Annotated in this window: 21 protein-coding genes; 15 read left to right on the top strand and 6 right to left on the bottom strand. The window is 74.9% G+C overall.

Translation table 11 applies throughout. The annotated features are described in order from the left end of the window. The first annotated feature begins 9 nt into the window (after window positions 1-9). Complete coding sequence (locus tag ACQPZO_RS26145; RefSeq protein ID WP_433344587.1) at window positions 10-474, top strand: hypothetical protein; 465 nt, start codon at window positions 10-12, stop codon at window positions 472-474. Window positions 475-984: 510 nt separating this feature from the next. Here the strand turns inward: ACQPZO_RS26145 and ACQPZO_RS26140 are convergent. Continuing rightward, on the bottom strand, window positions 985-1932 hold the full coding sequence (locus ACQPZO_RS26140; RefSeq protein WP_433344586.1) for a GNAT family N-acetyltransferase: 948 nt from the start codon (window positions 1930-1932) through the stop codon (window positions 985-987). Between the two features lie 79 nt (window positions 1933-2011). On the opposite strand from ACQPZO_RS26140, the gene fdxA reads away from it, so the two are divergent. Both fdxA and dapC read left to right on the top strand, forming a co-directional pair. After that, window positions 2012-2338, top strand: a complete 327-nt coding sequence (gene fdxA / locus ACQPZO_RS26135) for a ferredoxin (RefSeq protein WP_387015356.1) — start codon at window positions 2012-2014, stop codon at window positions 2336-2338. Next, window positions 2335-3450, top strand: a complete 1116-nt coding sequence (dapC, locus tag ACQPZO_RS26130) for a succinyldiaminopimelate transaminase (protein ID WP_433351265.1) — start codon at window positions 2335-2337, stop codon at window positions 3448-3450. The genes fdxA and dapC overlap by 4 nt, the downstream gene beginning before the upstream one ends. A 48-nt stretch (window positions 3451-3498) precedes the next feature. Here the strand turns inward: dapC and ACQPZO_RS26125 are convergent, their stop codons facing one another. Then, a complete protein-coding gene (locus tag ACQPZO_RS26125; protein WP_433344585.1) occupies window positions 3499-5382 on the bottom strand; it encodes a M48 family metallopeptidase in 1884 nt (627 codons plus the stop codon). Between the two features lie 213 nt (window positions 5383-5595). Here ACQPZO_RS26125 and ACQPZO_RS26120 point away from each other — a divergent pair, with 213 nt between their 5' ends. Genes ACQPZO_RS26120 through ACQPZO_RS26110 form a run of 3 tightly spaced genes read left to right on the top strand, consistent with a single transcriptional unit; the run spans window position 5596 to window position 7901 of the window. Then, window positions 5596-6603, top strand: coding sequence for a prephenate dehydrogenase (locus ACQPZO_RS26120; protein ID WP_433344584.1), 1008 nt, complete (start codon window positions 5596-5598; stop codon window positions 6601-6603). 9 nt (window positions 6604-6612) lie between these two features. Next, window positions 6613-7257, top strand: coding sequence for an SIMPL domain-containing protein (locus ACQPZO_RS26115; protein WP_433344583.1), 645 nt, complete (start codon window positions 6613-6615; stop codon window positions 7255-7257). Continuing rightward, window positions 7257-7901: a nucleoside/nucleotide kinase family protein gene (locus ACQPZO_RS26110; protein WP_433344582.1), complete on the top strand. Its 645-nt coding sequence runs from the start codon at window positions 7257-7259 to the stop codon at window positions 7899-7901. The genes ACQPZO_RS26115 and ACQPZO_RS26110 overlap by 1 nt, the downstream gene beginning before the upstream one ends. 69 nt (window positions 7902-7970) lie before the next feature. On the opposite strand, the gene ACQPZO_RS26105 is transcribed toward ACQPZO_RS26110, so the two are convergent. Then, entirely contained in the window at window positions 7971-8528 is a 558-nt protein-coding gene (locus tag ACQPZO_RS26105; protein ID WP_433344581.1) for a sugar O-acetyltransferase, read from the bottom strand. Window positions 8529-8670: 142 nt separating this feature from the next. Between ACQPZO_RS26105 and ACQPZO_RS26100 the strand changes: the two genes are divergently transcribed. Continuing rightward, window positions 8671-12048 (top strand): S8 family serine peptidase, encoded by a 3378-nt coding sequence (locus ACQPZO_RS26100; RefSeq protein ID WP_433344580.1) that lies wholly within the window; start codon window positions 8671-8673, stop codon window positions 12046-12048. Between the two features lie 122 nt (window positions 12049-12170). Here ACQPZO_RS26100 and dapD read toward each other — a convergent pair whose 3' ends face one another. Further along, a complete protein-coding gene (dapD, locus tag ACQPZO_RS26095; protein WP_433344579.1) occupies window positions 12171-13130 on the bottom strand; it encodes a 2,3,4,5-tetrahydropyridine-2,6-dicarboxylate N-succinyltransferase in 960 nt (319 codons plus the stop codon). Between the two features lie 24 nt (window positions 13131-13154). Between dapD and dapE the strand changes: the two genes are divergently transcribed. Then, window positions 13155-14228: a succinyl-diaminopimelate desuccinylase gene (gene dapE / locus ACQPZO_RS26090; protein WP_433344578.1), complete on the top strand. Its 1074-nt coding sequence runs from the start codon at window positions 13155-13157 to the stop codon at window positions 14226-14228. Between the two features lie 167 nt (window positions 14229-14395). Here dapE and ACQPZO_RS26085 read toward each other — a convergent pair whose 3' ends face one another. After that, on the bottom strand, window positions 14396-14563 hold the full coding sequence (locus tag ACQPZO_RS26085) for a hypothetical protein (protein ID WP_433344577.1): 168 nt from the start codon (window positions 14561-14563) through the stop codon (window positions 14396-14398). 178 nt (window positions 14564-14741) lie between these two features. Between ACQPZO_RS26085 and ACQPZO_RS26080 the strand changes: the two genes are divergently transcribed. The 7 genes from ACQPZO_RS26080 (at window position 14742) to ACQPZO_RS26050 (ending at window position 25811) form a co-directional block, all read left to right on the top strand. After that, the gene (locus tag ACQPZO_RS26080) at window positions 14742-15593 is read left to right on the top strand and encodes a TIGR00730 family Rossman fold protein (RefSeq protein ID WP_433344576.1); all 852 of its coding nucleotides are present in this window, start codon (window positions 14742-14744) and stop codon (window positions 15591-15593) included. Window positions 15594-15597: 4 nt separating this feature from the next. Further along, the gene (locus tag ACQPZO_RS26075) at window positions 15598-16143 is read left to right on the top strand and encodes a TIGR00730 family Rossman fold protein (protein ID WP_387015384.1); all 546 of its coding nucleotides are present in this window, start codon (window positions 15598-15600) and stop codon (window positions 16141-16143) included. A gap of 88 nt (window positions 16144-16231) precedes the next feature. Then, window positions 16232-19987: an ATP-dependent helicase gene (locus ACQPZO_RS26070; protein WP_433344575.1), complete on the top strand. Its 3756-nt coding sequence runs from the start codon at window positions 16232-16234 to the stop codon at window positions 19985-19987. Next, window positions 19984-23364 (top strand): ATP-dependent helicase, encoded by a 3381-nt coding sequence (locus ACQPZO_RS26065; protein ID WP_433344574.1) that lies wholly within the window; start codon window positions 19984-19986, stop codon window positions 23362-23364. The genes ACQPZO_RS26070 and ACQPZO_RS26065 overlap by 4 nt, the downstream gene beginning before the upstream one ends. A gap of 249 nt (window positions 23365-23613) precedes the next feature. After that, a complete protein-coding gene (locus ACQPZO_RS26060; RefSeq protein ID WP_161685538.1) occupies window positions 23614-23817 on the top strand; it encodes a cold-shock protein in 204 nt (67 codons plus the stop codon). 230 nt (window positions 23818-24047) lie between these two features. Then, window positions 24048-25421: a DEAD/DEAH box helicase gene (locus tag ACQPZO_RS26055; protein WP_433344573.1), complete on the top strand. Its 1374-nt coding sequence runs from the start codon at window positions 24048-24050 to the stop codon at window positions 25419-25421. 168 nt (window positions 25422-25589) lie between these two features. Beyond that, window positions 25590-25811, top strand: coding sequence for a hypothetical protein (locus ACQPZO_RS26050; RefSeq protein WP_387015396.1), 222 nt, complete (start codon window positions 25590-25592; stop codon window positions 25809-25811). A 47-nt stretch (window positions 25812-25858) separates the two neighbouring features. Here the strand turns inward: ACQPZO_RS26050 and ACQPZO_RS26045 are convergent, their stop codons facing one another. Then, complete coding sequence (locus ACQPZO_RS26045; protein WP_433344572.1) at window positions 25859-26377, bottom strand: RrF2 family transcriptional regulator; 519 nt, start codon at window positions 26375-26377, stop codon at window positions 25859-25861.

Raw genomic sequence — 26377 nt, 5'->3', positions numbered from 1 at the left:
AGGCGTGCGATGAAGAATCGATGGCTGTCGGTCGGGGTGCTCGCGGCGGCGCTGTTCGTGGTCAACGTGATCGCCCGGGTGGTCATCAAGTTCGGCTTCGACGCCGACGACGCGGCGGCCGACCGGGTCTCGCTGGCGATGTTCCTGGTGATCGGGGCGATCCTCGCGGTGCTGGCGTTCCGCTGGGGGCAGGAGCGCCCGGTGGCCCGCTGGGCCGGCGACATGGCCGCCGCCGTGGGGATCGCGGTGCTGCTGACCGTCCTGGTCGGGCCGCTGCTGGTCGGGCAGAACCCGTTCGACGGCGACGTGGGCACCCTGCTGGCCCAGGCCGGGCTCTACCTGCTGGCCGCCGCCGCCGGCGTGCTCATCGGCTACCTGACCCTCACCACGCTGGGCCGCGACCACCGCTCCCTGATGCTCAAGCGGTACGCCGAGATCAAGGCGGCGAAGCCGCACCGCCCGGTCCGCCGCTGACCACCCGCCCCCTCGGGCCCCGCCCCGGGCAGCGGGCCGGCCGTCCGAGCGGCTGGGGTGCCGGGCGGGTAATGCCACCTCGCCCCTTTGCTCTGCTGCCGTCACCGCAACACCAGCACTGCCGTGCAACACCAGCATCAGCGTTGCGCAGCCGCGTTGCCTCGGTGCCGGCACGAGAGGTCGGCAGAATCGTCACGCTTCGCGAGCGTTGCGCCGGGGGCAGCAGAGCAAAAGGGGCGCTGCGGGGTTGCCCGCCGGTCGGCGACGACGTCAGCGTCGGCGTTTTCGCCCCCGCCCCCTGGGGTGGGAATTCATGATCGTCTGCTGATTCTGGAGAACTCGCTCGGAGTGTCGTCTCACAAATCAGCAGACGATCACGCCGCGACAGGCTGCCGTGCACCCGACGCCACCCGCGCACATCGTCGCCACCCCCAAGGGGGCTGCGTCGATGACCTCGACACAGGCTAGGGCCCGCGCCGGTCGGACCTGTCGGGCCCGGAGCCGGATTGGTCAGGGGGCGACGCGGGTGAGGTAGGTGTGGTGGGTGGTGAAGCCCAGCGAGCGGTAGAGGGCCACCGCCGGGGCGTTGCTCTGCTCCACTTGGAGGAAGGCGTCGGTGCCGCCCAGGGCCGCGCCCCAGTCGGCCAGGGCCCGGATGATCCGGGTGGCCAGGCCCTGCCGGTGGGCGTGCGGGACGACCTCGATCAGGGTCAGGCCGAGCAGCCGCCGCGCACCGGTGACCGTGCCGCGGCCGACGGCGAGTAGTTCGCCGTCGGCGTACACCCGGGCGAAGCGGACCTGCTCCACGGCGGTGAGCACGTGCCGGGCGGCGTCCGGGAGGCTGCCTTTGCGCCCGGCGGCGACGGCGAGCCAGTCGTCGGACGGCGCGGCGGTCAGCTCGACCGGCGGCAGTCCGGCGTGGTCCGCCCGCAGCGTGGCCAGCGGCACGGTCTGCACCAGCACCGGCGGTCGGGCGCCCCAGCCCCGCGCGTCCAGCTCGGCGCCGACGGGCGCGGCGAGCGGCAGCGGCGTGTTGACCATGGCGGGCTGCCCGAGGTCGGCGTACCAGCGCTCGACGGCGTTCAGTGCGGCCGGCAGCGGCCGGTCCGGGTCGCCGACCGGCAGGGCCGAGTTCGCCCGGCCGGTCCAGCCCTCGGCGCTGCGCAGCAGCCAGTCGCCGAGCCGCCCCCGGGTCGGGGCCGGCCACGCCGCGTCGGCGGCCAGCTCCAGCGCCACCACCGCGGCGGCCGTCGGCCGGCGGGCCGGCGGCACCCGCTTGGCCCGGTGCACCTCGCCCACCGGAACCTGGAGCCGACCCTGCGCGGTGGTCAGGGTGAGATGGGTCTCGGTCAGCTCGACCAGCTCGCCGAGGGCGTCCGAGAAGAGCGGCCGGCCTTCGCGAATCCCCACAATCCGGCGAACCACGATCCGGTGTCCCACATCCTGCTGTCGGAGCACGATCGACCCCCTCCCCGGCGAGATACTAGGCTCTAACCGTCGCGGGTGATCGCGGCGTGTCTTGCGGAGGAGAAGACCGGTGACCTACATCATCGCCGAGCCATGCGTGGATGTGCTCGACAAGGCATGCATCGAGGAATGCCCGGTCGACTGCATCTACGAGGGAAACCGGATGCTCTACATCCACCCCGACGAGTGCGTCGACTGTGGTGCCTGCGAGCCGGTGTGCCCGGTCGAGGCGATCTTCTACGAGGACGACGTCCCGGAGCAGTGGAAGGACTTCACCGGGGCGAACTACGAGTTCTTCGAGGACCTGGGCTCGCCCGGTGGCGCCTCGAAGATCGGCAAGGTGGAGAAGGACGCGACCTTCGTCGCGGGCCAGCCGCCACGCGGAGAAGGCCACTGAACCGGCCCGAGCCGATCTCGTCACGGCTGCCCGACTTCACCTGGGACACCCTGGAAGCCGCGGCCGCAGTGGCCGCGGCCCACCCGGACGGCCTGATCAACCTCTCGATCGGCACCCCGGTCGACCCGGTGCCCCCGGTCATCCGGCAGGCCCTGGTCGACGCGTCCGACGCCCCCGGCTACCCGCTGACCGCCGGCACGCCCGCCCTGCGGGCCGCCATCGCGGACTGGGTGGCCCGGGTCTGCGGCGCGGGCGTCGACGGCCTCGGGGTGCTGCCCACCATCGGCTCCAAGGAGCTGGTGGCGTGGCTGCCCACCCTGCTCGGCCTCGGCCCCGGTGACGTCGTCGTGGTGCCGTCGGTCTGCTACCCGACGTACGAGGACGGGGTGCGGCTCGCCGGTGCCATCACCGTGCGCACCGACTCGCTGACCGCGCTCGGCCCCGACCCCCGGGTCCGACTGGTCTGGGTGAATTCGCCCGGCAACCCGACCGGCCGGGTGCTACCCGCCAACCACCTGCGCAAGGTGGTCGACTGGGCCCGCGAGCGGGGTGCCGTGGTGGCCAGCGACGAGTGCTACCTGCCGCTGGGCTGGTCGGCCGCCGCCGAGCCGGTCTCCGTGCTCGCGCCCGAGGTCTGCGGCGGGTCGTACGACGGGCTGCTGGCGGTGCACTCGCTGTCCAAGCGCTCCAACCTCGCCGGGTACCGGGCGGGCCTCGTCGCCGGCGACCCCGCCCTGGTCGCCGAGCTGCTGAAGGTGCGCAAGCACGCCGGCATGATCGTGCCCGCCCCGGTGCAGGCGGCGATGATCGCCGCGCTCGGCGACCAGGAGCACGCCGACGCCCAGCGGGAGCGCTACCGGGCCCGGCGGGAGCGGCTGCTGGCCGCGTTCACCGGGGCCGGGTTCACGGTCGAGCACTCCGAGGCCGGGCTCTACCTGTGGATGACCCGGGGCGAGGACTGCTGGGCGACGGTGGACTGGCTGGCCCGCCGGGGGATCCTGGTCGCTGCCGGCGTCTTCTACGGCCCGGGCGGCGCGCGGCACGTCCGGGCGGCGCTGACCGAGTCCGACGAGCACATCGCGGCGGTCGCCGCGCGCCTCGCCCTGCCCTGAGTCGAGCGGGTGCGCCGGTGCCCCGGCCGGCCGGGGCACCGGCGGAGGTCACCCGCCGATCCGGCGGAACACCGTCAGCAGCGCGTCCCGGCTGTGCTTCCCCAGCAGCTCGCTGGAGAACAGCTCCTGCATCGCCATCGTCCGCCCGTCGTGCAGGGTGAGCTCGGCCTTCAGCGGCACCTCCCGCTTCACCGCGACCGAGGTCATCTCCTCGTACGGCAGGAAGGTGTGTCGGGCCGCGAGCTCGGCCACCGGCACCGATCCGAGCAGCGCCCGCAGCCGCTCCTCGCCCTTGCTCGCCTTGCCCGGGTCGGCGATCAGCACCAGCCCACGGTCCAGGACCAGCACGTCGTGCTCGGCGCCGTCGACCTTGATGTTGGCCAACGCGCCGACGAGGTCGGCGTCTCGTCCGGAGACCCGCCGCTGCACCACCGTCGCGCCGGCCGGGTCGACGCCGGCCTCGGCGAGGCGGGCCAGCGCCTCGTCCAGGGTCTCGGGGTCGACCGCGAGCTTGGCGACCTCGGTCAGGTCCCACGGCTCGCCGTCCGGGCCGACCAGCCGGGCGGGGGCGGACCAGGACAGCTGCCAGTGCGCCTGGCCGGCGCGAATCGCGGCGTTGACCAGCAGCGAATTCATCGGGCCGGCGAAGCGGGCGGCGGCCTCCTCGTGGGAGGAGTCCGGGTAGAACTGCTCGGCGAACTCGCCGAGCCGACCCGCGCGGACCAGGTCCAGCACCGTGGGCAGGCCGGGCTCCGCCGCGCCGGTGAACCGGCCCGCAGCCCGGTAGACGGCGTCGGCCTCGCGCTGCCCGCCGGCGGCGATCGTCGCCGCGATGAACTCGGGCCAGGCCAGGACCTGCCGTCCCTCGTGCGCGATCACGTCCGCCTGCAACGCCAGACCCGCCGCGCCGATATCGGCCAGCAGGCCGGCGGCCGGCCGCTCGTCCGGCGCGGGCGCGTCGGCCATCGCGTCGGCCGGCGCGTCGGCCATCGCGGCCACCCGAATACCGACGGGCGGGTGGGTGTCCCAGCGGGACGGCTTCTCGTCGGGCGCGTTCTCCCGCAGCGCGGTGATCTCGTCCCGGCGGGCGGCGAGCAGCTGGCCGAAGCCGCCGAACAGGTCGTCCGGGGCGAGCCCCGCCGACCAGCCCGGCTCGACGTACCGGCCCATGTAGAACGACCAGGCGGCGCCCAGCGCCGGCAGGGTGCGCAGCGCGGACGTGGCTGCCTCCCGGCCGGCCAGCCGCACCGCGGAGCGGTCGGCCTCCAGCTCCTGGCGGCGCGACGCGGCGTTGTCCACCAGCAGGTAGAGCTTCGCGTACCCCCGGAAGACCCAGCCGATCGGGTTGCGCCCGCCGATCCGACCGATGGTCTCGGCGATCGCCAGCCGCCCCCGGTACGCCACTGCGCCGAGCCGGGTGTGCCGGCCCGAGTAGTGGCCCAGCTCGTGTGCCAGCACCGCGCGGAACTGGTCGACCCGCATCGCCTGGAGCAGCGGCAACCCGACGTACATGGTCCGCCGGCCGCCCACCAGTCCGAGCATGCTGCTCTGTTCGGCGACGGCCGCGTTCACCTCGGGCACCAGCCGGATCTCGTCCGGGGCGCGGGTGCCGACCTCGGCGGCCAGCTCACGCACGGCGGCCCAGAGCGCAGGGGCGGCCCGCTCGTCGAGGACCAGGCCCGGCGCGGGCTCGCTCTTGGTGCGGACGGCTCGCCAGAGCCCGACCAGTACGGCGCCGAGCGCCAGCAAGAGCGGGATTATGAGCTTGGCGGTGGCGAGACCGCTGGCCCACTGGTGGATCCAGAAGCCGAATGCGACGACGGCGGCGAGCTGGAGCAGCGCGACGACGTAGAAGCCGATCAGCATGAGCACCGAGGCGAGAGCCCGGTACGTCGCGGCGGACATGATGTTGCCCTTTCCCCGTACGGACACCGATGTGGTATCCGGCGGGAGGGACCGTACTTCGTCGATCTTCGTTGAGCATCCCCCGTCCGGTCAGCGCCGGGCGGCCTGAGATCCAGGACGCCGGGCGCTCGTTCCGGGAGACGGGCACACGAGGGGGCCGGGGTCGGGCGGGCGATATCCTCGGGGCCGAACGGGCCGAGGTGACCTCGACGCGTACCGACCGAGACGCCGAGGTGGGTGATGGTGGACAGGCCCGGTGGCAACCCGCGGGCCGCGGTGGTGGGCACCGGGCTCATCGGCGGCTCGGTCCTGCTCCGCCTGCACGAGCGCGGGACCGACGTCACCGGCTGGGACCCGGACGCCGCCACCCGCGCGGAGGGACGCACCCGGGGCATTACCTTCCCCGACGAACTGGCCGACGCCGTCCGCGACCGGGACGTGGTGTTCCTCTGCGGCCCGCTGTCCAGCCTGCCGGAGACCCTCCTCATCGTCGCCAGGCAAACCGGTCCCGACTGCGTGCTCACCGACGTGGGCAGCACCAAGGGCGGGATCGCCGGGTTCGCCGCGGCGCACGGCCTGACCGACCGCTTCGTCCCGGGGCACCCGATGGCCGGGGCGGAGCGCGCCGGGCTGACCGCCGCCGTCTCCGAGTTGTTCGACGGCGCGGCCTGGGTGCTCTGCCCCACGGCGCAGGGCATCGAGCGGTTCCGTACGCTCGCCGCCCTGATCATCGACGTCTTCGACGCGCGGGTCGTCCCGATGGCGCCGGACGCGCACGACGCGGCGGCGGCCCTCGCGTCGCACATTCCGCACCTGCTGGCCGGCAGCCTGGCCGGCGCGGTGGCGGACGCCGACCTGCGGGACGCCGTGCTGGGCCTGGCCGCCGGCAGCTTCCGGGACGGCACCCGGGTCGCCGGCACCCCGGCTGCCCGGACGGCGGACATGCTGCTGAACAACCGCGACCAGGTGCTCGCCCAGCTCGGCCGGGTGACCGGGTACCTCGACCAACTCGCCGCCGCGCTGCGGTCCGGCGACGCGGCGGCCCTCGTGGGGCACTACGAGCGGGCGCGAGGGCTGAGGCTGGCCCTGCTCGACCGCGAGCTGCCCCCGGTCGTCCGTGACTTCTCGCTCGGTGGGGATGTCGACGGCGAACTGGCGTACCTGCTGTCGCTCGGCGCTGCCGGCGGGCACCTGACCGGCTGCCGGGTGGCGGCGGGGACGGTGACCTACACCGGCCACCTCCCGTAGGGTGAGGGCATGGTGGACGGACCGGTCGTTGCGGTACGCGGCGAGGCGTACCGGGAAGTAGCTCCCGAGCTGGCCCGGTTCACGGTGACCGCGACGGCGCGGGACCGGGACCGGGAGGCCGTTCTGGCCCGGCTCGCCGAGCGGGCCGCCGCCGTGCGGGTGCTGCTCGACGCCGCCGACCCGGCCGTGGACCGCCGGGAGACCGGCGACCTGCGGGTCTGGCCGGAGACGAAGCGCTCCGGCGAGCGGGTGGTGGCCTGGCACGGCAGCGTCGCCACGACTGTCACCGTCACCGACTTCACCGCGCTGGGCGAGCTGATGCTCCGCCTGGCCGATCAGGACCAGGTCGAGGTCGCCGGCCCGTGGTGGTCGCTGCGGCCGGACAGCCCGGCGTACCGGGAGGCGCGGCACGCCGCCATCGCCGACGCGCTGGCCCGCGCCCGGGAGTACGCCGAGGCGCTGGGCTCCCGGGTGACCGCGCTGCTGGAGCTGGCCGACAACGGGCTGGCCCCGCAGCCGATGATGACCCGCGCCGCGTTCAAGTCCGGCGGGCTCGCGGACGCCCCGCCGGAGCTGGAACTGGACCCGCAGCCGCAGAGCGTGCACGCGGCGGTGGAGGCCCGGTTCACGATCACCGCGCCGGTCCTCGGCTGATGCCGGACGCCCGGGTCCTTTCCCTCGGAGAGCTGGTGGCCCGCGCCCGGGCCCTGGCCGAGGCCGGGCCCCGTCAGCTCCTCGGCATCGCCGGAGCGCCGGGGGCGGGCAAGTCCACCCTGGCCGAGCGGGTCGTCGCCGAGGTGGGTGCGACCGCCCGGCTGGTGCCGATGGACGGCTTCCACCTGGCCCAGGCGGAGCTGCGCCGGCTCGGCCGGGACGCGCGCAAGGGCGCGGTGGACACCTTCGACGTCGGTGGGTACGTCGCGCTGCTGCGCCGGTTGCACCGGCTGGAGCCGATCTCGGTCTGGGCCCCGGGGTTCCGTCGGGACCTGGAGGAGCCGGTCGCCGGTGCGGTCGAGGTGCCGCCCGAGGTGCGGTTGGTGGTGACCGAGGGCAACTACCTGCTGCTGTCCGGGGACCTGTGGGACGAGGTGCGGCAGTTGCTGCACGAGGTGTGGTTCCTCGACCTGGACGCCGAGCTGCGGCACCGCCGGCTGACCGCCCGGCACCAGTCGTACGGGAGGTCGCCGGAGCAGGCGCGGGCCTGGGCGCTGGGCAGCGACGAGGCCAACGCGGCTCTGGTGGCAGGCACCGCCGTGCGCGCCGATCTGGTGGTCCGGCTGGCCGATCCGCCCGCCTGAGGCACGGGGCCGGCGGCGGTGCCCCGTGGGCGGCGTCCCGCACCGCGAGCCACGGCCCGGGTCGACGGGTCAGGCGATCTCGCGTACGACCCGCGCGGGGTTGCCCACCGCGACGACGTTCGCCGGCAGATCGCGGTTCACCACGGCGCCCGCACCGACCACCGTGTTGTCGCCGATGCTCACCCCGGCCAGCACGATCACCCCACCGCCGAGCCAGACGTTGTCCCCGATCGTGATCGGCTGCGCCGCCTCCCACTTCTCCCGCCGGGGCTCCGGGTCGACCGGGTGGGTGGCCGTCAGGAGTTGCACGTTCGGTCCCATCTGGACGTCCGCGCCGACGGTGATCCGGGCGACGTCGAGGAAGACCGCGTTGAAGTTGACGAATCCGCGCGGCCCCAGGTGGATGTTCCAGCCGTAGTCGCAGTGGAACGGCGGGCGGACCCAGGCGCCCTCGCCGACCGAGCCGAGCAGCTCGCGCAGCGCGGCCAGCCGGGCCTCGGGGTCGGCCGCCGAGCTGCGGTTGAACGCCTCGTTGAGGCGGGCCGCCCGGTCCAGGTCGGCCAGGATCTCCGGGGTGTCGGCGCGGTACAACTCGCCGGCGAGCATGCGGTCCTTCATGGAGGTCATGGGCCGATCATCCCCCGGCCGGGCCTCCACTTTGTGCCAAGTTTGTCACTTTACTGACTTCTCTTCCGCATACCGAGTATGCAATTCTTCTCTGTGCCTGTGTGACCTCTGTCAGTGATGACGCCTCACAAGGAGGAATCCGTTGCATCGAACAGGAAGAAAATCGGCCGGCCTGGCGCTGGCCCTCGGTCTGGTGCTCGCCGCGCCGCTGACCGCCCCGGCCGGGGCCGCCCCGGCCACGTCCCCCGCCTCCGCCACCCCCGCCTCCGCGACCGCCGGGGCCGAGCCTGCCGGCCGGGCCGCCGGACGCCCGGCCACGGTCACGCTGGTCACCGGTGACCGGGTCACCGTCGCGGCCTCCGGCGCGGTGTCCGTCCGGCCCGGCTCCGGCCGCGACGACCTGCGGTTCCTGGTCCAGCGGGACCGGGGCCACGTCACCGTGCTGCCCCAGGACGCGCTGCCCCTGCTCCGCTCAGGCAAGGTGGACCGGCGGCTCTTCGACGTCACCGGGCTGATCGAGGCCGGCTACGACGACGCCCACCGGGACAGCCTCCCGCTGCTGGTCTCGTACCGCTCGGGTGAGGCCCGCCGGGCCGTCGCCGGCATCGCCGGCACCCGGGTGACCCGCGATCTGCCCGCGATCGGCGGCGCGGCGGTGACGGCCGAGAAGGCCCGCGCCGGCGCGGTGTGGGGCGCGATGACCATCGGCCGGGCGTCCGCCCGGGTCGACACGGCGGAGGGTGTCGACCGGCTCTGGCTGGACGGCCAGCGCAAGGTGACCCTGGACCACAGCGTGCCCCAGATCGGCGCGCCCGCCGCCCACGCGGCCGGGATCACCGGCAAGGGCGTCACCGTCGCGGTGCTGGACACCGGCGTCGACCCCGACCACCCCGACTTCGCCGGCCGGCTCGCCGAGTCGCGCAACTTCAGCGAGGCGCCCGAGCCGGGCGACACGGTCGGCCACGGCACCCACGTCGCCTCGACCATAGCGGGCAGCGGCGCCGCCTCCGGCGGGAAGTACCGGGGGGTGGCCCCGGACGCCACGCTGCTCTCCGGCAAGGTCTGCGAGAGCTCCAGCTGCACCGACTCGGCGATCCTCGCCGGCATGCAGTGGGCGGCGGCGGAGAAGCACGCCACCGTGGTCAACCTGAGCCTCGGCGGAATGGACACCCCCGAGGTGGATCCGCTGGAGCAGGCGGTGCAGACCCTCACCGCGCAGACCGGCACCCTCTTCGTCATCGCCGCCGGCAACGACGGCTCCGACGGCTCGGTCGGCTCCCCGGCCAGCGCGGACGCCGCCCTGGCGGTCGGCGCGGTCGACCGCGACGACGAACTGGCCAACTTCTCCAGCCGGGGCCCCCGGGTCGGCGACGACGCCCTCAAGCCGGACATCACCGCCCCCGGCGTGGAGATCGTCGCGGCTCGGGCGGCCGGCAGCGACCTCGGCGAGCCGGTCGGCGAGAACTACATGACGCTCTCCGGCACCTCGATGGCCACCCCGCACGTCGCCGGCTCGGCGGCACTGCTCGCCCAGCGGCACCCCGACTGGCAGGCCGGCGCGCTCAAGTCGACCCTGATGGCCTCGGCCAAGCCGCATCCCGGGCAGACCGCTTACCAGCAGGGCGCGGGCCGGGTCGACGTGGCCCGGGCGATCGGCCAGCAGGTCACCAGTGACCCGGCGAGCGTGTCCTTCGGCCGGGCGCAGTGGCCGCACGGCGACGACCCCACGCTCGCCCGCACGGTGACCTGGCGCAACTCCGGGTCCGCACCGGTCACCCTCGACCTCGCCGTCGAGGCCACCGGGCCCGGTGGCGTGCCGGCCCCGGCCGGCCTGTTCCGGCTCGGCGCGACCCAGGTCACCGTGCCGGCCGGCGGCCAGGCGCAGGCCACCGTCACCGCCGACACCCGGGTGCAGGGCGCGGACGGCTACTACACCGGCCGGGTCGTCGCCCGGTCCGGCGCGACGGTGGCGGTCACCCCGATCGCGGTGCACCGCGAGGTGGAGAGCTACGAGGTCACCATCGCCCACGTCGGCCGGGACGGCAGGCCCGCCACCGAGTACGGCACCAGCCTGGTCGACCTGGAAACCTTCGAGTTTCCCACGGACGTCTACGACGCCGACGGCACGGCGACCGTGCGCGTCCCGAAGGGGCGGTACGGGCTGGCCAGCTACCTGTTCGCCACGGATGCGAACGGCGAGCCCGCCGGGGCCACCATGCTCGCCCGGCCCGAGCTGGTCGTCGACCGGGCGCTCCGGCTCACCCTCGACGCCCGCACCGCGAAGCCGGTGCTGAACACGGTGCCGCAGCGCGGCGCGACCCCGCTGCTGGTGGACGTCAGCGCGATCTTCTTCGCAGAGGACACGAGCGTGTACTCGTTCGGCCTGTGGAGCGACGGCTTCGAGGGGCTGACCAGCGGGCAGGTCGGCCCGGCCAGCACTCCCGAGCGGTTCGTCGCCACGATCGGCAGCCAGTGGGCCGACAGGCAGGCGGCCAGCAGCCCGTACCTGTACGCGCTGCTGGAGGCGTTCCCCGGCCGGATGCCGACCGGCTTCGTCAAGCACTACCGCAGCCGGGACCTGGCCACCGTCGTGCACACCTTCCGGGACGCCTACCCGGGGCTGGAGGCCGAGCGGATGGTCATGGGCGAGGTGGAGTACAACACGGGCGGCTCCGCCCTGATCCTGCGCACCGCGACGCCCGGCCGCCGGGTCGAGCACTACAGCACCAACCACGTGCGGTGGGGGAGCGAGCTGGACTTCGGCGCCCGCACCCCCGAGGGCTGGCTGGAGACGCAGGCAATGCTGCGCACGCCGACGACGGCGTACCGGGGCGGCCGGACGCACCACGAGACCTGGGGCGAGGCCCCGTTCGCGCCGTCCTTCCCGGCGCGGCGCTGGCCGCACGAGGGGATCACCCGCACGGGCGACACCGTCGTGGTCGACCTGCCCGTGCACAGCGACGCGGCCGGGCACGCCGGCGGGTCGCTCAACGACCCCCAGTGGACCAGGCTGTACCGCGAGGGCAAGCTGGTCGGGGAGGGCGAGTACGCCGGGTACGGGGAGTTCGAGGTGCCGGCGGGCGCGGCAAACTACCGGCTTGAGACCTCGGCGAAGCGCGGCTTCACCGACCTGAGCACCGAGGTCACCAGCGCCTGGACGTTCCGGTCCCGGCACGTACCCGGCGAGGACTTCGCGGCGCTGCCGGCGATGGCGGTGCGCTTCGCCCCGGCGCTGCGCGTCGACAACAGCGCCCCCGCCGGGCGGTCCTTCACCGTTCCGGTGCGGGTGGAGCGGCAGGACGGGGCACCGGCGGCCAAGGTCGCCGCGCTGACCGTCGACGCCTCGTACGACGGCGGGAAGACCTGGCACAAGGCGGAGCTGCGCCGCCAGGGCTCCGGCTGGGCGGCCACGCTGAGACACCCGGCCGACGCCGGTCACGTCTCGCTGCGGGCCACCGCGAAGGACACCGCCGGAAACACGGTGACCACGCGGATCATCCAGGCGTACCGGCTGCGCTGAACCGGCGTCCGGGCCCGGCGGCACGTCCCGCCGGGCCCGGACCCGTGTTGTCCTCCGTCGGCGGTGCCGTCGCCCGGCCTCCGTGACCCGGGGGCCGGGCCGCGCGGCACCGCCGACGGTCGTCAGTCGTTGGCGTGCAGGGCGGCGTTCAGCTCGATGCCCCGGCCGGTGCGGGGGCGGGCCTCCAGCGCGCCGGTGACCGAGTTGCGCCAGAACAGCAGGCCGTCGACGCCGGACAGGTCGCGGGCCTTGACCACCCGGCCGTCCGGGAGGGCGATCTTCGAGGCGGCGGTGACGTAGCAGCCGGCCTCGACCACGCAGTCGTCGCCGAGGGAGATGCCGACGCCGGCGTTCGCGCCGATCAGGCTGCGCTCGCCGATGCTGATCTTCTCGGTGCCGCCGCCGGACAGGGTGCCCATGATCGACGCGCCGCCGCCGATGTCGGAGCCGTCGCCGACCAGTACGCCCTGCACGATGCGCCCCTCGACCATCGAGGTGCCGAGCGTGCCGGCGTTGAAGTTGACGAAGCCCTCGTGCATCACGGTGGTGCCGGCGGCGAGGTGGGCACCGAGCCGGACCCGGTCCGCGTCGGCGATCCGCACCCCGGCGGGGACCACGTAGTCGGTCATCCGGGGGAACTTGTCCACCCCGTACACGCTCAGGTGGCGGCCGGCGGCCCGCTCGATCACCCGCAGCTCGTCCACCCGCTCCGGCGGGCACGGCCCCGCCGACGTCCAGGCCACGTTCGCCAGCTGGCCGAAGATGCCGTCGAGGTTCAGCTCGTTGGGGCGCACCAGGCGGTGGGAGAGCAGGTGCAACCTCAGGTACGCGTCGGCCGCATCCTTGATCGGGTCGTCCAGCGAGCCGAGCACGGTGACCACCTGGACCGTACGCAGGCCGGGCAGCGCCCGCTCGCCGACCGCCCCCGGCGGCAGGTCCAGCACGTCCGCCTCGTCCTCGCCGGCGACCAGCGGCAGCTCGCCGAGCCCCAGCTTGCCCGTCGGGTACCAGGTGTCGAGCACCTGCTCGTCAGCGGTGATGGTGGCCAGGCCGATGCCCCACGCAGGCTGTGCAGTCGTCACCTCTGTGACGGTACCGTGCGAACCATGGAGAACCCGCTGACCCCCGAGGTCCTCGCCGATCCGGTGGAGCTGACCCGCGTACTGGTCGACATCGAGTCCGTCTCCCTCAACGAGAAGGTGATCGCCGACTTCGTCGAGGAGGTGCTGCGTCGGGTGCCGCACCTGACCACGTTCCGGCACGGCAACACCGTGATGGCGCGTACCGACCTCGGGAGGGACTCCCGGGTGGTGCTCGCGGGGCACCTGGACACCGTTCCGCTGAACAACAACTTCCCGTCGACCACGCGCGGCGACCTGATGTACGGCTGCGGCACCTCGGACATGAAGTCCGGCGTGGCGTACGCGCTGCACCTGGCGGTGACCCTGCCCGAGCCGAAGTACGACGTGACGTACTTCTTCTACGAGGCCGAGGAGATCGAGTCGAAGTACAACGGCCTCTTCCTGGTCGCCGAGGCGTACCCGGAGTGGCTCCAGGCGGACTTCGCGCTGCTGCTGGAGCCGACGCACGGGATCGTGGAGGCCGGCTGCCAGGGCACCATGCGTGCGGTGGTGACCACCACCGGCGTCCGGGCCCACTCGGCGCGCTCCTGGCACGGGGTGAACGCCATCCACGCCGCCGGCGAGGTGCTGCGCCGCCTGTCCGGGTACGAGGCGCGGCGGGTCACCATCGACGGCTGCGACTACCGCGAGGGCATGAACGCGGTCCGGGTCGGCGGGGGGGTCGCCGGCAACGTGGTGCCGGACCACTGCGAGATCGAGGTGAACTACCGGTTCGCGCCCGACCGGACGCCGGCCGAGGCCGAGGCGCACCTGCGTGAGGTGTTCGCGGGCTTCGAGCTGCGGGTGACCGACATGGCGGCCGGGGCGGCACCCGGGCTGGACGCGCCCCCGGCGAAGGAGTTCCTGGCGGCGGTCGGTGCCGCGCCGATCGGCAAGCTGGGCTGGACGGACGTGGCCCGGTTCGCCGCGATGGGCATCCCGGCGCTGAACTTCGGCCCGGGGGATCCCAACCTGGCCCACCACCCGGACGAGCACGTCGAGATCAGCAAGATCCGCGACGGGGCGGCCACCCTGCACCGCTGGCTCACCCCCGCCTGAACCCGCCGCGCCCAGGGCTTGACGGCCTGGCCGGGGGCTCGGTCTGGCCGGGGCATGGTCTGGCCGGGGGCATGATTCGGCCGGGCGTGTGGTCCGGCCCGGCGGCCCGCCACCCTGGTTCGGCGGCCGGGGCGGGCGGCCCGCCCGCCCGGCCGCCGAACGGTCGGTCAGGCGGTCGGGGACAGGGACGACTCGGCGCGGGTGTCGGCCGGGTCGCCCGTGAGGTCGGCGGTGGTGGCTTCCACCTGCCGGGCGCGGCGGCGCTCGGCCACCACGTCGTGGATCCGTCGCTGCATCTGCCGACGGATCCGGATCATCTCGCTGTTGCTGATCACGCTGGCTCCTCCCCCGAAGGCGCGTGCCGGGGCATACCCGGTATGTGAATAGTAAGACGTGCGTGCGACCGAATTAGTTGCCCCGGTCGTGGAAAATCTGTCCGCCCCGCCGCTGTCCTGCCGCCACCCGGTACAGGTGCCACACCCGATGGGGTGCCCCTCCACTACGGTTGCTCCCATGAGCGACAGCAACGGACGAGACCCGGGCCGCGAGCGGGGGCGGGAACGGCACCGGGGCGCCGTCACGCTGCGCCGCCAGGCCATCCCGACGAGCACCGCCGACCAGCGGCTGCTGGACTCCCGGGGGCGCGGCGACTGGAAGACCAAGGACGCCTGGCGGGCCCTGCGCATCCTGTCGGAGTTCGTGGAGGGTTTCGACACCCTGGCCGACCTGCCGCCGGCGGTCAGCGTCTTCGGCTCGGCCCGGAGCAAGCCGGACAGCCCGGAGTGCCGGATGGCCGAGGAACTGGGCGCCGCCCTGGCCCGGGCCGGGTACGCGGTGATCACCGGCGGCGGGCCCGGCGTGATGGAGGCGGCCAACCGGGGCGCCAGCGACGCCGGCGGGCTTTCCGTCGGGCTCGGCATCGAGCTGCCGTTCGAGCAGGGCCTCAACGACTGGGTCGACCTGGCCATCGACTTCCGGTACTTCTTCGCCCGCAAGACCATGTTCGTCAAGTACGCCCAGGCGTTCGTGGTGCTGCCCGGCGGCTTCGGCACCATGGACGAGCTGTTCGAGGCGCTGACCCTGGTGCAGACCGGCAAGGTCACCCGGTTCCCGGTGGTGCTGATGGGGACGGACTACTGGCACGGGCTGCTCGACTGGCTGCGCGACACGATGGCGGTCGAGGGCAAGATCGGGCCGGTCGACCTGGAGCTGATCTGCCTCACCGACGACGTCGACGCGGCGGTCCGGCACATCGTTGAGGCCGAGGCCGCGCTCTCCGCCGAGCAGGAGGCGGTCCGCGAGGAGTCCGTCGCCCAGACTGCGGCGGACCAGCAGGCCGCCGCCGAGCAGGGCCGGGAGCGCTGAGCCGGTGGCGGCGATCTGCGTGTTCTGCGCGTCGTCCCGTACCCTCGACCGGCGTTGGCTCGACCTCGCCGCCGAGGCGGGCGCGGAGATCGCCCGCCGCGGCCACACGCTGGTCAGCGGCGGCGGCTGCGTCGGGATGATGGGTGCGGTGGCGGACGGGGCCCGGTCCGCCGGCGGGACCACCCTGGGGGTGATCCCGCAGTCCCTGGTCGACCTGGAGGTGGCCGACCTCGCCTCGGACGAGCTGCTGGTCACCGGCAGCATGGCCGACCGCAAGACTCTCATGATCGACAAGTCGGACGCGTTCCTCACCCTGCCCGGCGGGTTGGGCACCCTGGACGAGCTGTTCGAGGTCTGGACCACGGCCACCCTCGCCCTGCACACCAAACCGATGGTGCTGGTCGACGTGGACGGCTTCTACCGCCCCCTGATCGACTGGCTGGCCGGCCTCGCCGACCGCAACTTCCTCAAGCCGGCCGGCCTGGGCCTCCTCACGGTCGTCGACAGCATCCCCGCCGCCCTGGACGCCCTCACCCCCAACCTCCCCTGACCCCCACCCCAGCCACACCCCGCGCCCCACCCCCAGGGCGGGGGTGTGGGGTGGGTGGGGTGTCGCAGGGGCGTGGTGGGATGGGGGGATGCAGGCGTACCGGCTGGTGCGTCGGCCTGCCGAGGCGGTCCGGGGGGACCGCGGGTCGGGTGGGGCGGCGCGGGGGGACGGTCGGCCCGAGGGCGCGACCGGGCGGGATCATCGGGCCGGAGGGCCGGGCGGCGATGACGCGCAGGCTGGTGAGGGCCGCGGGGGCGATGAGAAGTACGCCGACGAGCCTGTCGGCGGTCTGACGCGCGCCGAGGAGCCTCCCGCCGGGCGGGCGCACGCCGAGGAGCCGCCTGCGGAGCCGGCAGAGAGGGCTGAGCCGGCCGAGAGGGCTGAGCCCGCCGAAGGGGCTGGGCCTGCCGAGGGAACCGGGCGGGGCCGGGGGTGGCGGGACGACTCGCTCCAGGCCGAGGTCGTGGCGCACACCCGTGGGCCGATGCTCGTCGTCGGCGGGCCGGGCACCGGGAAGACCAGCACGCTGGTCGAGGCGGTCGCCGCGCGGGTGGCCGAGGGCGTCGACCCCGAGCGGGTCCTGGTGCTCACCTTCGGCCGCCGGCAGGCCACCGACCTGCGCCGCCAGATCGAGGCCCGGGTGGCCGGTGACGGGCACCGCGTGCTGCGCGAGCCGTTGGTGCGCACCTTCCCGGCGTACGCGTACGGGCTGCTGCGCCGGGCCGCCACCGAGCGGGGGGAGCCGTCCCCGCGGCTGCTCACCGGCCCCGAGCAGGATCTGATCATTCGGGAGTTGCTCGACGTCGTCGGCGAGGAGCCCGACGACGACCCGGTCGGCTGGCCGGAGGACCTGCGCCCCGCCCTGCGTACCCGGGCGTTCGCGGCCCAGCTCCGCGACCTGCTGATGCGGGCCGCGGAGCGCGGGGTGGGTCCGGTGGAGCTGGCCCGGCTGGGGGAGAGGCTGGGCCGCGCGGACTGGCCGGCCGCCGCCCGCTTCCTCCGCGAGTACGTCGCCGTGCTCGCCCTGCGTGACGTCAGCAACCGCGGCTCGATCGCGTACGACCCGGCGGAGCTGGTCCGGGCCGCCACCGGGCTGCTGCTCGACGACCCGGAGCTGTTGGAGGCCGAGCGCCGCCGCCTCGCCCATGTGTACGTCGACGAACTGGCCGACACCGACCCGGCCCAGCTCGACCTGCTCGCCGTGGTGGCCGGCGGGGGAAAGTCCCTCGTCGCCTTCGCCGACCCGGACTCCGCCACGTACGCCTTCCGGGGCACGGACCCGGCCGGGGTGAGCGCCTTCCCGCACCGGTTCCGCACCGTCTCCGGGGCGCCGGCCGCGCAGGTCGTGCTGAGTACGTCGTACCGGGCCGGTGCGGGGCTGCTCACCGCGACCCGGCGGCTCACCGGCCGGCTGCGCGGCCCGGCGGCCCACCGCCGGCTGCATCCGATGCCGGCAGCCCCGGCCGGCTCGGTCGAGGTGCGTACCTTCCGCTCGGCCACCAGCGAGGCCGCCTGGTTGGCCCAGGCCCTGCGCGCGGCGCACCTGCTCGGCGGCGTGCCCTGGTCGGCGATGGCGGTGCTGGTCCGCTCGACCGCGCGGCAGCTTCCGGTGCTACGCCGGGCGCTGCACACCGCCGGGGTGCCGACCGTGGTGCACGGCGAGGACCTGCCGCTGCATCTGCAGCCGGCGGTGGCCCCACTGCTGCTCCTGCTGCGCTGCGCGCTCGAGCCGGAGCGGCTGGACGAGGAGGCGGCGGTGGCGCTGCTGCACTCGCCGCTGGGCGGGGCCGATCCGCTAGCCGAGCGGCGGCTACGCCAGGGGCTGCGCGCCCTCGCCCTGGCCGGTGGGGACCGCCGTCCCTCCGGCGAGCTGATCGTCGACGCGCTGCGCGACCCGGAGGAACTGGCGGCCATCGACCGGCGCTGGGCGGAGCCGGCGCAGGCGGTGGCGGGCCTGCTCGCCATCGCCCGGGAGGCGGCCGATCGGCCCGGGGCGACCGCCGAGGACGTGCTCTGGGAGGTGTGGAACGCCAGCGGCCTGGCCGAGCGCTGGGCCGGGGCGATCACCCGGGGGCAGGCGGCGACCGGCGAGCACGAGACCGCACGGCGTTGGCGGGCCGAGGCCGCCGACCGGGACCTGGACGCCGTGCTGGTGCTCTTCGACGCGGCGGCCCGGTTCGCCGACCGGCTGCCCGGCGCCCGTACCGAGGTCTTCCTCGACCACGTGCTCGGCCAGGACCTGCCGGCGGACACCCTGGCCGCGACGGCCGACCGGGGCGAGGCCGTCCGGCTGCTCACCGCGCACGCAGCCAAGGGGCTGGAGTGGGACCTGGTGGCGATCGTCGGGGTGCAGGAGGGCGTCTGGCCGGACCTGCGGCTGCGCGGCAGCCTGCTCGGCTCCGAGCGGCTGGTCGATGTGCTTGCCGGCCGCGGCCAGGGCGACGGCGGGCGGGCGGTCCTGATCGGGCAGACGTCCGCGCTGCTGGACGAGGAGCGCCGGCTCTTCCACGTGGCGGTGACCCGGGCCCGTCGCCGGCTGCTGGTCAGCGCGGTCGCCTCGGCCGCGGTCGGCGGCGACGACCACGAGGAGCAGCCCAGCCGGTTCCTGTACGAGCTGGATCCGACCGAGCCGCCCGGCCCGGTCGACGTCGACCCGGCCCCCGCCGAGCCGACCGGTGGTCCCGGTGGAGGCTCGGTGGACGGTCCCGGTGCCGGCCCGACCGGCGACGCCGGGCCGGCAGCCCCGGAGGGCGGTGACCCGGAGGGCGGTGACCCGGAGGGCGGTGACCCGGAGGGCGGGGGCGAGTACCGGCCCATCACCCTGCCGGTGGCTGGGCCGCCCCGGGCGCTGACTCTGCCGGCCCTGGTCGCGGAGCTGCGTACCGCCGTGGCCGACCCGGCGGCGCCGCACCACCGGCGGCGCGCGGCGGCGGCTGAGCTGGCCCGCCTGTCCGCCGCCGGGGTGCCCGGCGCGCACCCCGACGACTGGTGGGGGCTGCGCGGCCTCTCCGACGACCGGCCGCTGGTCGACGAGGGGCAGCCGGTGAAGGTCACCCCGTCGGCGATGGAGAGCGCCCTACGGTGCAGCCTGCGCTGGCTGCTGGAGCGGCACGGCGGCAGCGGCCCGGCCAGCGCCGCGCAGGGGGTGGGCAACCTGGTGCACGCCGCCGCGATGCTCGCCGAGGACGCCAGCGCGGACCGTTCCGCCCTGCTGGAGTACGTGGCCGCCCGGTTCGACGCGATCGAGCTGGCCGCCCGGTGGATGGTCGGTCCGGAGCGGGAGCGGGCCGAGGCCATGGTGGACAAGCTGCTGCGCTGGTTGGCGGGCAACCCGCGCCGGCTGCTCGCCATCGAGCACGAGTTCGCGGTCCGGCTCGACGACCCGCACCGGCCGGTCGAGTTGACCGGCCGGGTGGACCGGCTGGAGGTGGACGACGCCGGCCGGCTGGTGGTGGTCGACCTGAAGACCGGCAAGTCCACCGCCGTCACCGAGCAGGAGATCGGCGAGCATCCGCAGCTCGGGGCGTACCAGGCGGCGGTGGAGTCGGGGGCGTTCCCGGAGTTCGGCGACGAGTCCGGGGGCGCGGCCCTGGTACAGCTCGGCACCGGCGCGAAGGACGCCAAGGAGCAGAGCCAGTCGGCAGCGGGGCAGGGGCCGGAGGCGGGCTGGGCGACCGCGCTGGTGCGGCGCACCGCCGATACGATGGCCGCCGCCACCTTCGCCGCGGTCGCCAACTCGAAGTGCCGGGTCTGCCCGGTGCGTACGAGCTGCCCGGTGTCCGGGCAGGGGCGCCAGGTCGTCGAGCCGCCGATTCCCCGCCGCCCGGAGAACGAGAACCCGTGACGCAGCCCGCCCTGTTCAGCGCCGCGACCCCGGCGCCCCGGGCCGCCGACTCCGGCCCCCGGTACACGCCGGTCGAGCTGGCGAAGCTGCTCCGGCTGCCCGCGCCCACCCGGGAGCAGGCGGCGATCATCGCCGCGCCGGTCGAGCCGCTGCTGGTGGTCGCGGGCGCCGGGTCCGGCAAGACCGAGACGATGGCGGCCCGGGTGGTCTGGCTGGTCGCCAACGCGTACGTCCGGCCGGAGCAGATCCTCGGGCTGACCTTCACCCGCAAGGCGGCCGGCGAGCTGGGCCACCGGGTGCGTACCCGGCTCGACCAGCTCGTGCGCCGGGTCGGGCGGCGAGGGCGGGACCCGCTCGACGACCCGTTCGCGGGCGAGCCGACCGTGTCCACCTACCACTCGTACGCCGGGCGGATCGTCACCGAGCACGGGCTGCGCGCCGGGTACGAGCCGTCCACCCGGCTGCTCACCGAGGCGTCCCGCTGGCAGCTCGTCGACCTGCTGGTGCGCAACTACGACGGCGACATGACCAGCGTCGACCGGATGCCCAGCACCATCACCGACGCCGTGCTGGCCCTGGCCGGCGAGCTGGACGAGCACCTGGTCGCCCCGGACGCCCTGGCCGCCTGGACCGGCCGGTTCTTCGCCGACGTGCAGTCCCGCCCCGGCCGGGTCTACGCCGACGTGCGGAAGTCCCTCGCCCTGCAGCAGACCCGGCTGAAGCTGCTGCCGCTGGTCCGCGCGTACGCCCGGCGCAAGGCGGACTTCGAGGCGATGGACTTCGCCGACCAGCTCGCCCGGGCGGCCCGGGTGGCCCGGGATCACCCGGCGGTCGGCGCGATCGAGCGGGACCGTTACCGGGTGGTGCTGCTCGACGAGTACCAGGACACCAGCCACGCGCAGGTGGTGCTGCTCAACGCGCTGTTCGGGGGCGGCCATCCGGTGGCCGCCGTCGGCGACCCCTGCCAGTCCATCTACGGCTGGCGCGGGGCCAGCGCCGGCACCCTGGACCGCTTCCCCGCCGAGTTCGCCCGCCCCGACGGCGAGCCGGCGGCGGTGCTCGGCCTCACCACGAGCTGGCGCAACCGGCCGGAGATCCTCGGCGTGGCGAACGCCCTGGCCACCCCGCTGCGGGCGGCCGGTGCCCGGGTGCCCGAGCTGCGCGCCGCGCTGAGCGTCGCCGACCCGATCCCGCACCGCACCCCGGGTGGCCTGGCAGCCGGCACCGTGCACTGCGCGCTCCTGCCGACGTACGCGGACGAGGCGGACTGGATCGCCGACAGCGTGCTGGCCGCCTGGCGCGGGGCGGCCCGGATGCCGGAGGCGCTGCCCGAGCACATCCCGGTGCCGCAGCGGCCCACCACCGCCGTGCTGGTCCGGCTGCGCAGCCAGATCCCGGCGCTCTCGACCGCGCTGCGGGCCTGGGGACTGCCGGTAGAGGTGGTGGGCCTGGGTGGCCTGCTGGACACCCCCGAGGTGCGGGACGTGGTGTGCACCCTGCGGGTGCTCGCCGACCCGACCGACGGGGCGGCGTTGCTGCGGCTGCTCACCGGGGCGCGTTGGCGGATCGGGCCGCGTGACCTGGTGGCCCTGCACCGCCGGGCCCGGGCGATCGCCGCCGGCCGCCGCCGGCTCGCCGCCGACGAGGAGCCGCAGATCGCCGTCGACCTGCTCGACGAGGCCACCCTGGTGGAGGCGCTGGCGGACCTGGGGCCCGCCCAGGCGTACTCGGTCCAGGGCTATGCCCGGCTGCGCGCGTACGGCGAGGAGCTGGCCCTGCTCCGCTACCGGCTGGACCAGACGCTGCCGGAGCTGATCGCGGACGTCGAGCGGACCATCGGCCTGGACGTGGAGGTGGCGGTCCGGGCCGGTCGGGACGGCACCGGCGACGCCGGCCTCGCCCGGGGCCACCTGGACGCCCTCGGCGACGTGGCGGCCCGGTTCAGCGGGGAGTCCCCGGCGGCCACCCTGTCGGGGTTCCTGGCCTACCTCACCGCGGCCGAGGACGAGGAGCGCGGACTCGCCCCGGGCGAGGTGGAGGTGGTCTCCGGCGCGGTGCAGATCCTCACCGCGCACGCCGCGAAGGGCCTGGAGTGGGACGTGGTCGCGGTCGCCGGCCTGAGCCGGGGCGGCTGGCCGGGGCCGGTGCGCAACTCCGACCACTGGCTCGGCGGGCTGGGCGTGCTGCCTTTCCCGCTGCGCGGGGACGCCGACGGGCTGCCGGAGCTGGGCCTGGCCGAGGCGGCCGACCAGCGCGCGGTGGCCCGGGCGCTGACCGACTTCGTCGACGACTGGCGGGCGCACGACGAACGGGAGGAGCGCCGGCTGGCGTACGTGGCGGTGACCCGCCCCCGGCGGCTGCTGCTCTGCTCCGGCTACTGGTGGGGCGAGGGGACGAAGCGCCCGCGCGGGCCGTCGGTGTTCCTGCGCGAGGTGCACGACGTGTGCCTGGACGGCGACGCCGGGCACCTGGTCGACCGGTGGACCCCCGAGCCGGCCGGTGACGCCACCAACCCCACCACCGAGGTGGTGCTGCGCGCCGAGTGGCCGGCCGACCCGCTGGGCGGGCGCCGCCCGGCGCTGGCCGAGGCCGCCGCGCTGGTTCGCCGCTTCCTCGCCGAGGATCCTCCGGCCTCGGCCGTCGGGGTGGCCGAGGTCGAGGATCCGGAGGTGACACGCTGGCGGCGGGAGTCCGACCTGCTGCTCGCCGAGCGGGCCGAGCTGGCCGCCGGGGCGGGTGCGGTCGAGGTGTCCCTGCCCGGCCAGCTCTCGGTCACCCAGCTCGTGGCGCTGCGCCGCGACCCGGAGGAGCTCGCCCGCGCCCTGCGCCGCCCGATGCCCATCGAGCCGAACCCGTACGCCCGGCGCGGCACCGCGTTCCACACCTGGCTGGAGGGGCGCTTCGGCGCGGACCGGCTGCTCGACGTCGACGAGTTGCCGGGCGCGGCCGACGCCGACGCGGCGCCCGACGAGGCGCTGGCCGAACTCCAGGCGCGCTTCCTGGCCGGGGAGTGGGCCGACCGGGTGCCGGTGGAGGTGGAAGTGCCGTTCGCCACAGTTATCGCCGGGGTGGTGGTGCGCGGCCGGATGGACGCGGTCTTCGCCCGGCCCGGCGGCCGGTATGACGTGGTCGACTGGAAGACCGGGCGGCAGCCCGTCGGCGAGGAGGCCGAGGCGGCGGCGGTGCAGCTTGCCGTCTACCGGCTGGCCTGGGCGGAACTGGCCCGGGTGCCGGTCGACCAGGTCGGCGCGGCCTTCCACTACGTGCGGGACGGGGCGACGGTCCGCCCGGCGGACCTGCTCGACGCCGACGGGCTCACCGCGTTGATCGCGGGAGTGCCGGAGGTGCCGCCTGCGGTCCGGCGCCCCGGGCGATGAGAATTTCCGGCGTTGGGGTTCCCGCGGGCCGAAACCGTGGTACGGTAACCGGGTTGCAGTTTTGGTTACCAGAGACTCTGTGTGCGCCTGGCGGATTGTAGCCCCAGGCGCTCTTTGTTGTGTCCGGGGCTCTCCGGGCGGGGCGACCAGAAGCGACAGGTGGTCCGCGCATACCGGGCGCGGTCCGCTCCTCCCTCTTCGGCTCGCAACAAGTGCGAGGCCGAACGTTCCGTCAAGGAGACAGAACACATGGCAATTGGCACCGTTAAGTGGTTCAACGCTGACAAGGGTTTCGGCTTCATCACCCCGGACGGCGGCGGCGCTGACGTCTTCGCCCACTTCTCGGCGATCCAGTCCTCCGGCTACCGGAGCCTGGACGAGAACCAGCGGGTCGAGTTCGAGATCACCCAGGGCCAGAAGGGCCCGCAGGCGGAGAACATCCGCCCGATCTGATCGTCGGCAGCACTGTTCCTCGGAACAGGCACGACTGTTCATCTGAACAGGCACCACCGTTCTTCGGAACACCCCATCGCGCCTCAGGCGCGGTGTCGCGGCCGGTCCGCCCCGTGCGGGCCGGCCGCACCCCACCTTCGGTTCGTGCTTGTGACCACCGCGGCCCTGCCGCCGGTGCAGCGCCACTCTGGCGCCTCCTCGACACGTGCCGCGTCGAGGAAGGCTTTCGCATGACCACTGTCATTCCCTCGTTCTCCACCACCGGCCTCGCGCCGGAGCTGCTCGCCGAGCTGACCGCGCAGGGCATCACCGAGCCGTTCCCGATCCAGTCGGCGACGCTGCCGGACTCGCTGGCCGGCCGGGACGTCCTCGGCCGGGGCCGCACCGGCTCGGGCAAGACCCTCGCGTTCGGGCTGCCGCTGGTGCACCGCACCGTCGGCCGCCGGGCCCGCCCGGGGCGTCCGCTGGCCCTGGTGCTCGTGCCGACCCGGGAGCTGGCCCAGCAGGTGACCACCGCACTGGCCCCGTACGCCCGGGCGGTCGGGCTGCGCGTCACCACCGTGGTCGGCGGCCTGTCCCTGCAGCGGCAGGCGGACGCGCTGCGCGCCGGCGCCGAGGTGGTCGTGGCCACCCCCGGCCGGCTGCACGACCTGATCAACCGCGGGGACGCCCGGCTCGACCAGGTCGCCGTGACCGTGCTCGACGAGGCCGACCAGATGGCCGACATGGGCTTCCTGCCGCAGGTCACCAAGCTGCTGGAGCAGGTGGCCGGCGACGGCCAGCGGATGCTCTTCTCCGCGACCCTGGACGGCGGCGTCGACAAGCTGGTCCGCCGCTTCCTCACCAACCCGGTCTCGCACTCCGTCGACCCCGGCACCGCCACGGTGACCGCGATGACGCACCACGTGCTGCACGTCGACGCGGAGGACAAGCCGAACGCGCTGACCCAGATCGCGGCCCGGGAGGGCCGCACCATCCTGTTCATGGGCACCAAGCACCGCGCCGACCGGCTGGCCCGCCAGCTGCTGTCCAAGGGGGTGCGCGCTGCGGCGCTGCACGGCGGCAAGTCCCAGCCGCAGCGCACCCGGATCCTGGAGCAGTTCCGCACCGGCCAGGTGACCGCGCTGGTCGCCACCGATGTGGCGGCCCGGGGCATCCACGTGGACGGCCTCGACATGGTGGTCAACGTCGACCCGCCGACGGAGGCGAAGGACTACCTGCACCGGGGTGGGCGTACCGCACGGGCCGGCGAGTCGGGCACCGTGGTCACCCTGGTCCTGCCCGAGCAGCGCCGCGAGGTGTCCCGGCTGATGGCGACCGCCGGAATCCGGCCGCAGTCCACCCAGGTCCGGCCGGGCGACGGGGCGTTGGCCCGGGTCACCGGGGCCCGGGAACCGTCCGGGGTGCCGGTGACCATCGCCGTCCCGGCTCCGGAGCGGTCCGCCTCGGGCGGTGGCCGGGGCCCGCGCTCGTCCCGCGGCGCCGGCCAGTCCCACGCTGCGGGGACCGCCGCGACCGGGGGTGCGCGCGCCGCCCGCCCGTCCGAGGACGGGCACCGCGCCTCGGGTCGGTCGCGCCGGCCGCGTCGTCCCCGGATGGCCTGAACGGCTCTCCACGGTCACCGATCGGCACCTGCGCCGGCCCTTCGCTGAGTCGGGAATCAGGCAGGGTGGGGTCCGATCGGTGACTGTTCGGCGGCCCCGATGTAGTCGATGCTTGCCCGTGGGGGGAACGCGGGTCGGCGGGTCGGCCCACTGGGGGAGGGGTTGACCATGGCGTGCAACGCCGAGTCGGGGGCGCTGCGGGAGCTGACGGTGGTGCTGGCGGTTGCGGGGGCGGGGCTGGCGCTCGCCACGGTCGCGGCGTTCTCGCCGTGGCATCCCACCCGCAACGGCCGGACACCGGCGGGGGTGGTGGGGCTGCACGTTCCGGGGGGAACGGGCAGCGACCTCACCGCCTCCATCGTTGAGACGACCGACGAGTCCGCCGGCTGAGCCCGCATCGCTCAGCCGGCGGACTCTGTCGGGCCAACCAGGGTCGGTCAGGGGCCGCCGACGGGGCGGGCCCTCAGTGCGTCCGGCCTGTCCCGGTTCGGCCCGTCGGCGCGGCCTTCGCGGGTGAGCAGGTCGGCCAAGGTGGTCCGGTCCACCACCAGGGCGATGGCCCCGTCCACCGCCAGCCACACGTCGCGCAGCCCGGTGGCCACCCCGTGGTAGCCGGAGTGCCCGGCCGGTAGGCCCCGTACCGAGGTGAGTGACCCGCCGGCCGCGCGGAGCACGTCCCCGACGCTGATCTCGGCGGCCTGGCGGGCCAGGGCGTAGCCGCCCTCGGTGCCCCGGTGGCTGTGCAGCAGCCCGGCCCGGCGCAGGTCCAGCAGGATGCCCTGGAGGAAGCTCAGAGGAATGGCCTGGCTCTCGGCCAGGGCCGCCGCCTTGACCAGCTCGCCGCCCGGCTCGGGAGGGCCGCCCGAGCCGTCGGCCCGCCGGTCGCCGTCGGTCGCGGCGGCGGCGACGGCGAGCATGGCCCGGAGCGCGTAGTCGCTGCGCGCGGAGACGTACAC

The organism is Micromonospora sp. CA-111912 (assembly GCF_050948415.1).
In the GTDB taxonomy this organism is placed as follows: domain Bacteria; phylum Actinomycetota; class Actinomycetes; order Mycobacteriales; family Micromonosporaceae; genus Micromonospora.
The sequence above is the reverse complement of the archived record's forward strand: the minus strand, read 5'-3'. Positions and strand labels throughout refer to the sequence as shown.

Excerpts from the sequence above, each read along its gene's own strand:
- ACQPZO_RS26115 (WP_433344583.1), top strand. The coding sequence starts at position 6,613 with ATGGTGGACGGACCGGTCGTTGCGGTACGCGGCGAGGCGTACCGGGAA.
- ACQPZO_RS26080 (WP_433344576.1), top strand. The coding sequence starts at position 14,742 with ATGAGCGACAGCAACGGACGAGACCCGGGCCGCGAGCGGGGGCGGGAA.
- ACQPZO_RS26120 (WP_433344584.1), top strand. The coding sequence starts at position 5,596 with ATGGTGGACAGGCCCGGTGGCAACCCGCGGGCCGCGGTGGTGGGCACC.
- ACQPZO_RS26110 (WP_433344582.1), top strand. The coding sequence starts at position 7,257 with ATGCCGGACGCCCGGGTCCTTTCCCTCGGAGAGCTGGTGGCCCGCGCC.
- ACQPZO_RS26050 (WP_387015396.1), top strand. The coding sequence starts at position 25,590 with ATGGCGTGCAACGCCGAGTCGGGGGCGCTGCGGGAGCTGACGGTGGTG.
- ACQPZO_RS26070 (WP_433344575.1), top strand. The coding sequence starts at position 16,232 with ATGCAGGCGTACCGGCTGGTGCGTCGGCCTGCCGAGGCGGTCCGGGGG.
- dapE (WP_433344578.1), top strand. The coding sequence starts at position 13,155 with ATGGAGAACCCGCTGACCCCCGAGGTCCTCGCCGATCCGGTGGAGCTG.
- ACQPZO_RS26055 (WP_433344573.1), top strand. The coding sequence starts at position 24,048 with ATGACCACTGTCATTCCCTCGTTCTCCACCACCGGCCTCGCGCCGGAG.
- ACQPZO_RS26105 (WP_433344581.1), bottom strand. The coding sequence starts at position 8,528 with ATGACCTCCATGAAGGACCGCATGCTCGCCGGCGAGTTGTACCGCGCC.
- ACQPZO_RS26145 (WP_433344587.1), top strand. The coding sequence starts at position 10 with ATGAAGAATCGATGGCTGTCGGTCGGGGTGCTCGCGGCGGCGCTGTTC.
- ACQPZO_RS26060 (WP_161685538.1), top strand. The coding sequence starts at position 23,614 with ATGGCAATTGGCACCGTTAAGTGGTTCAACGCTGACAAGGGTTTCGGC.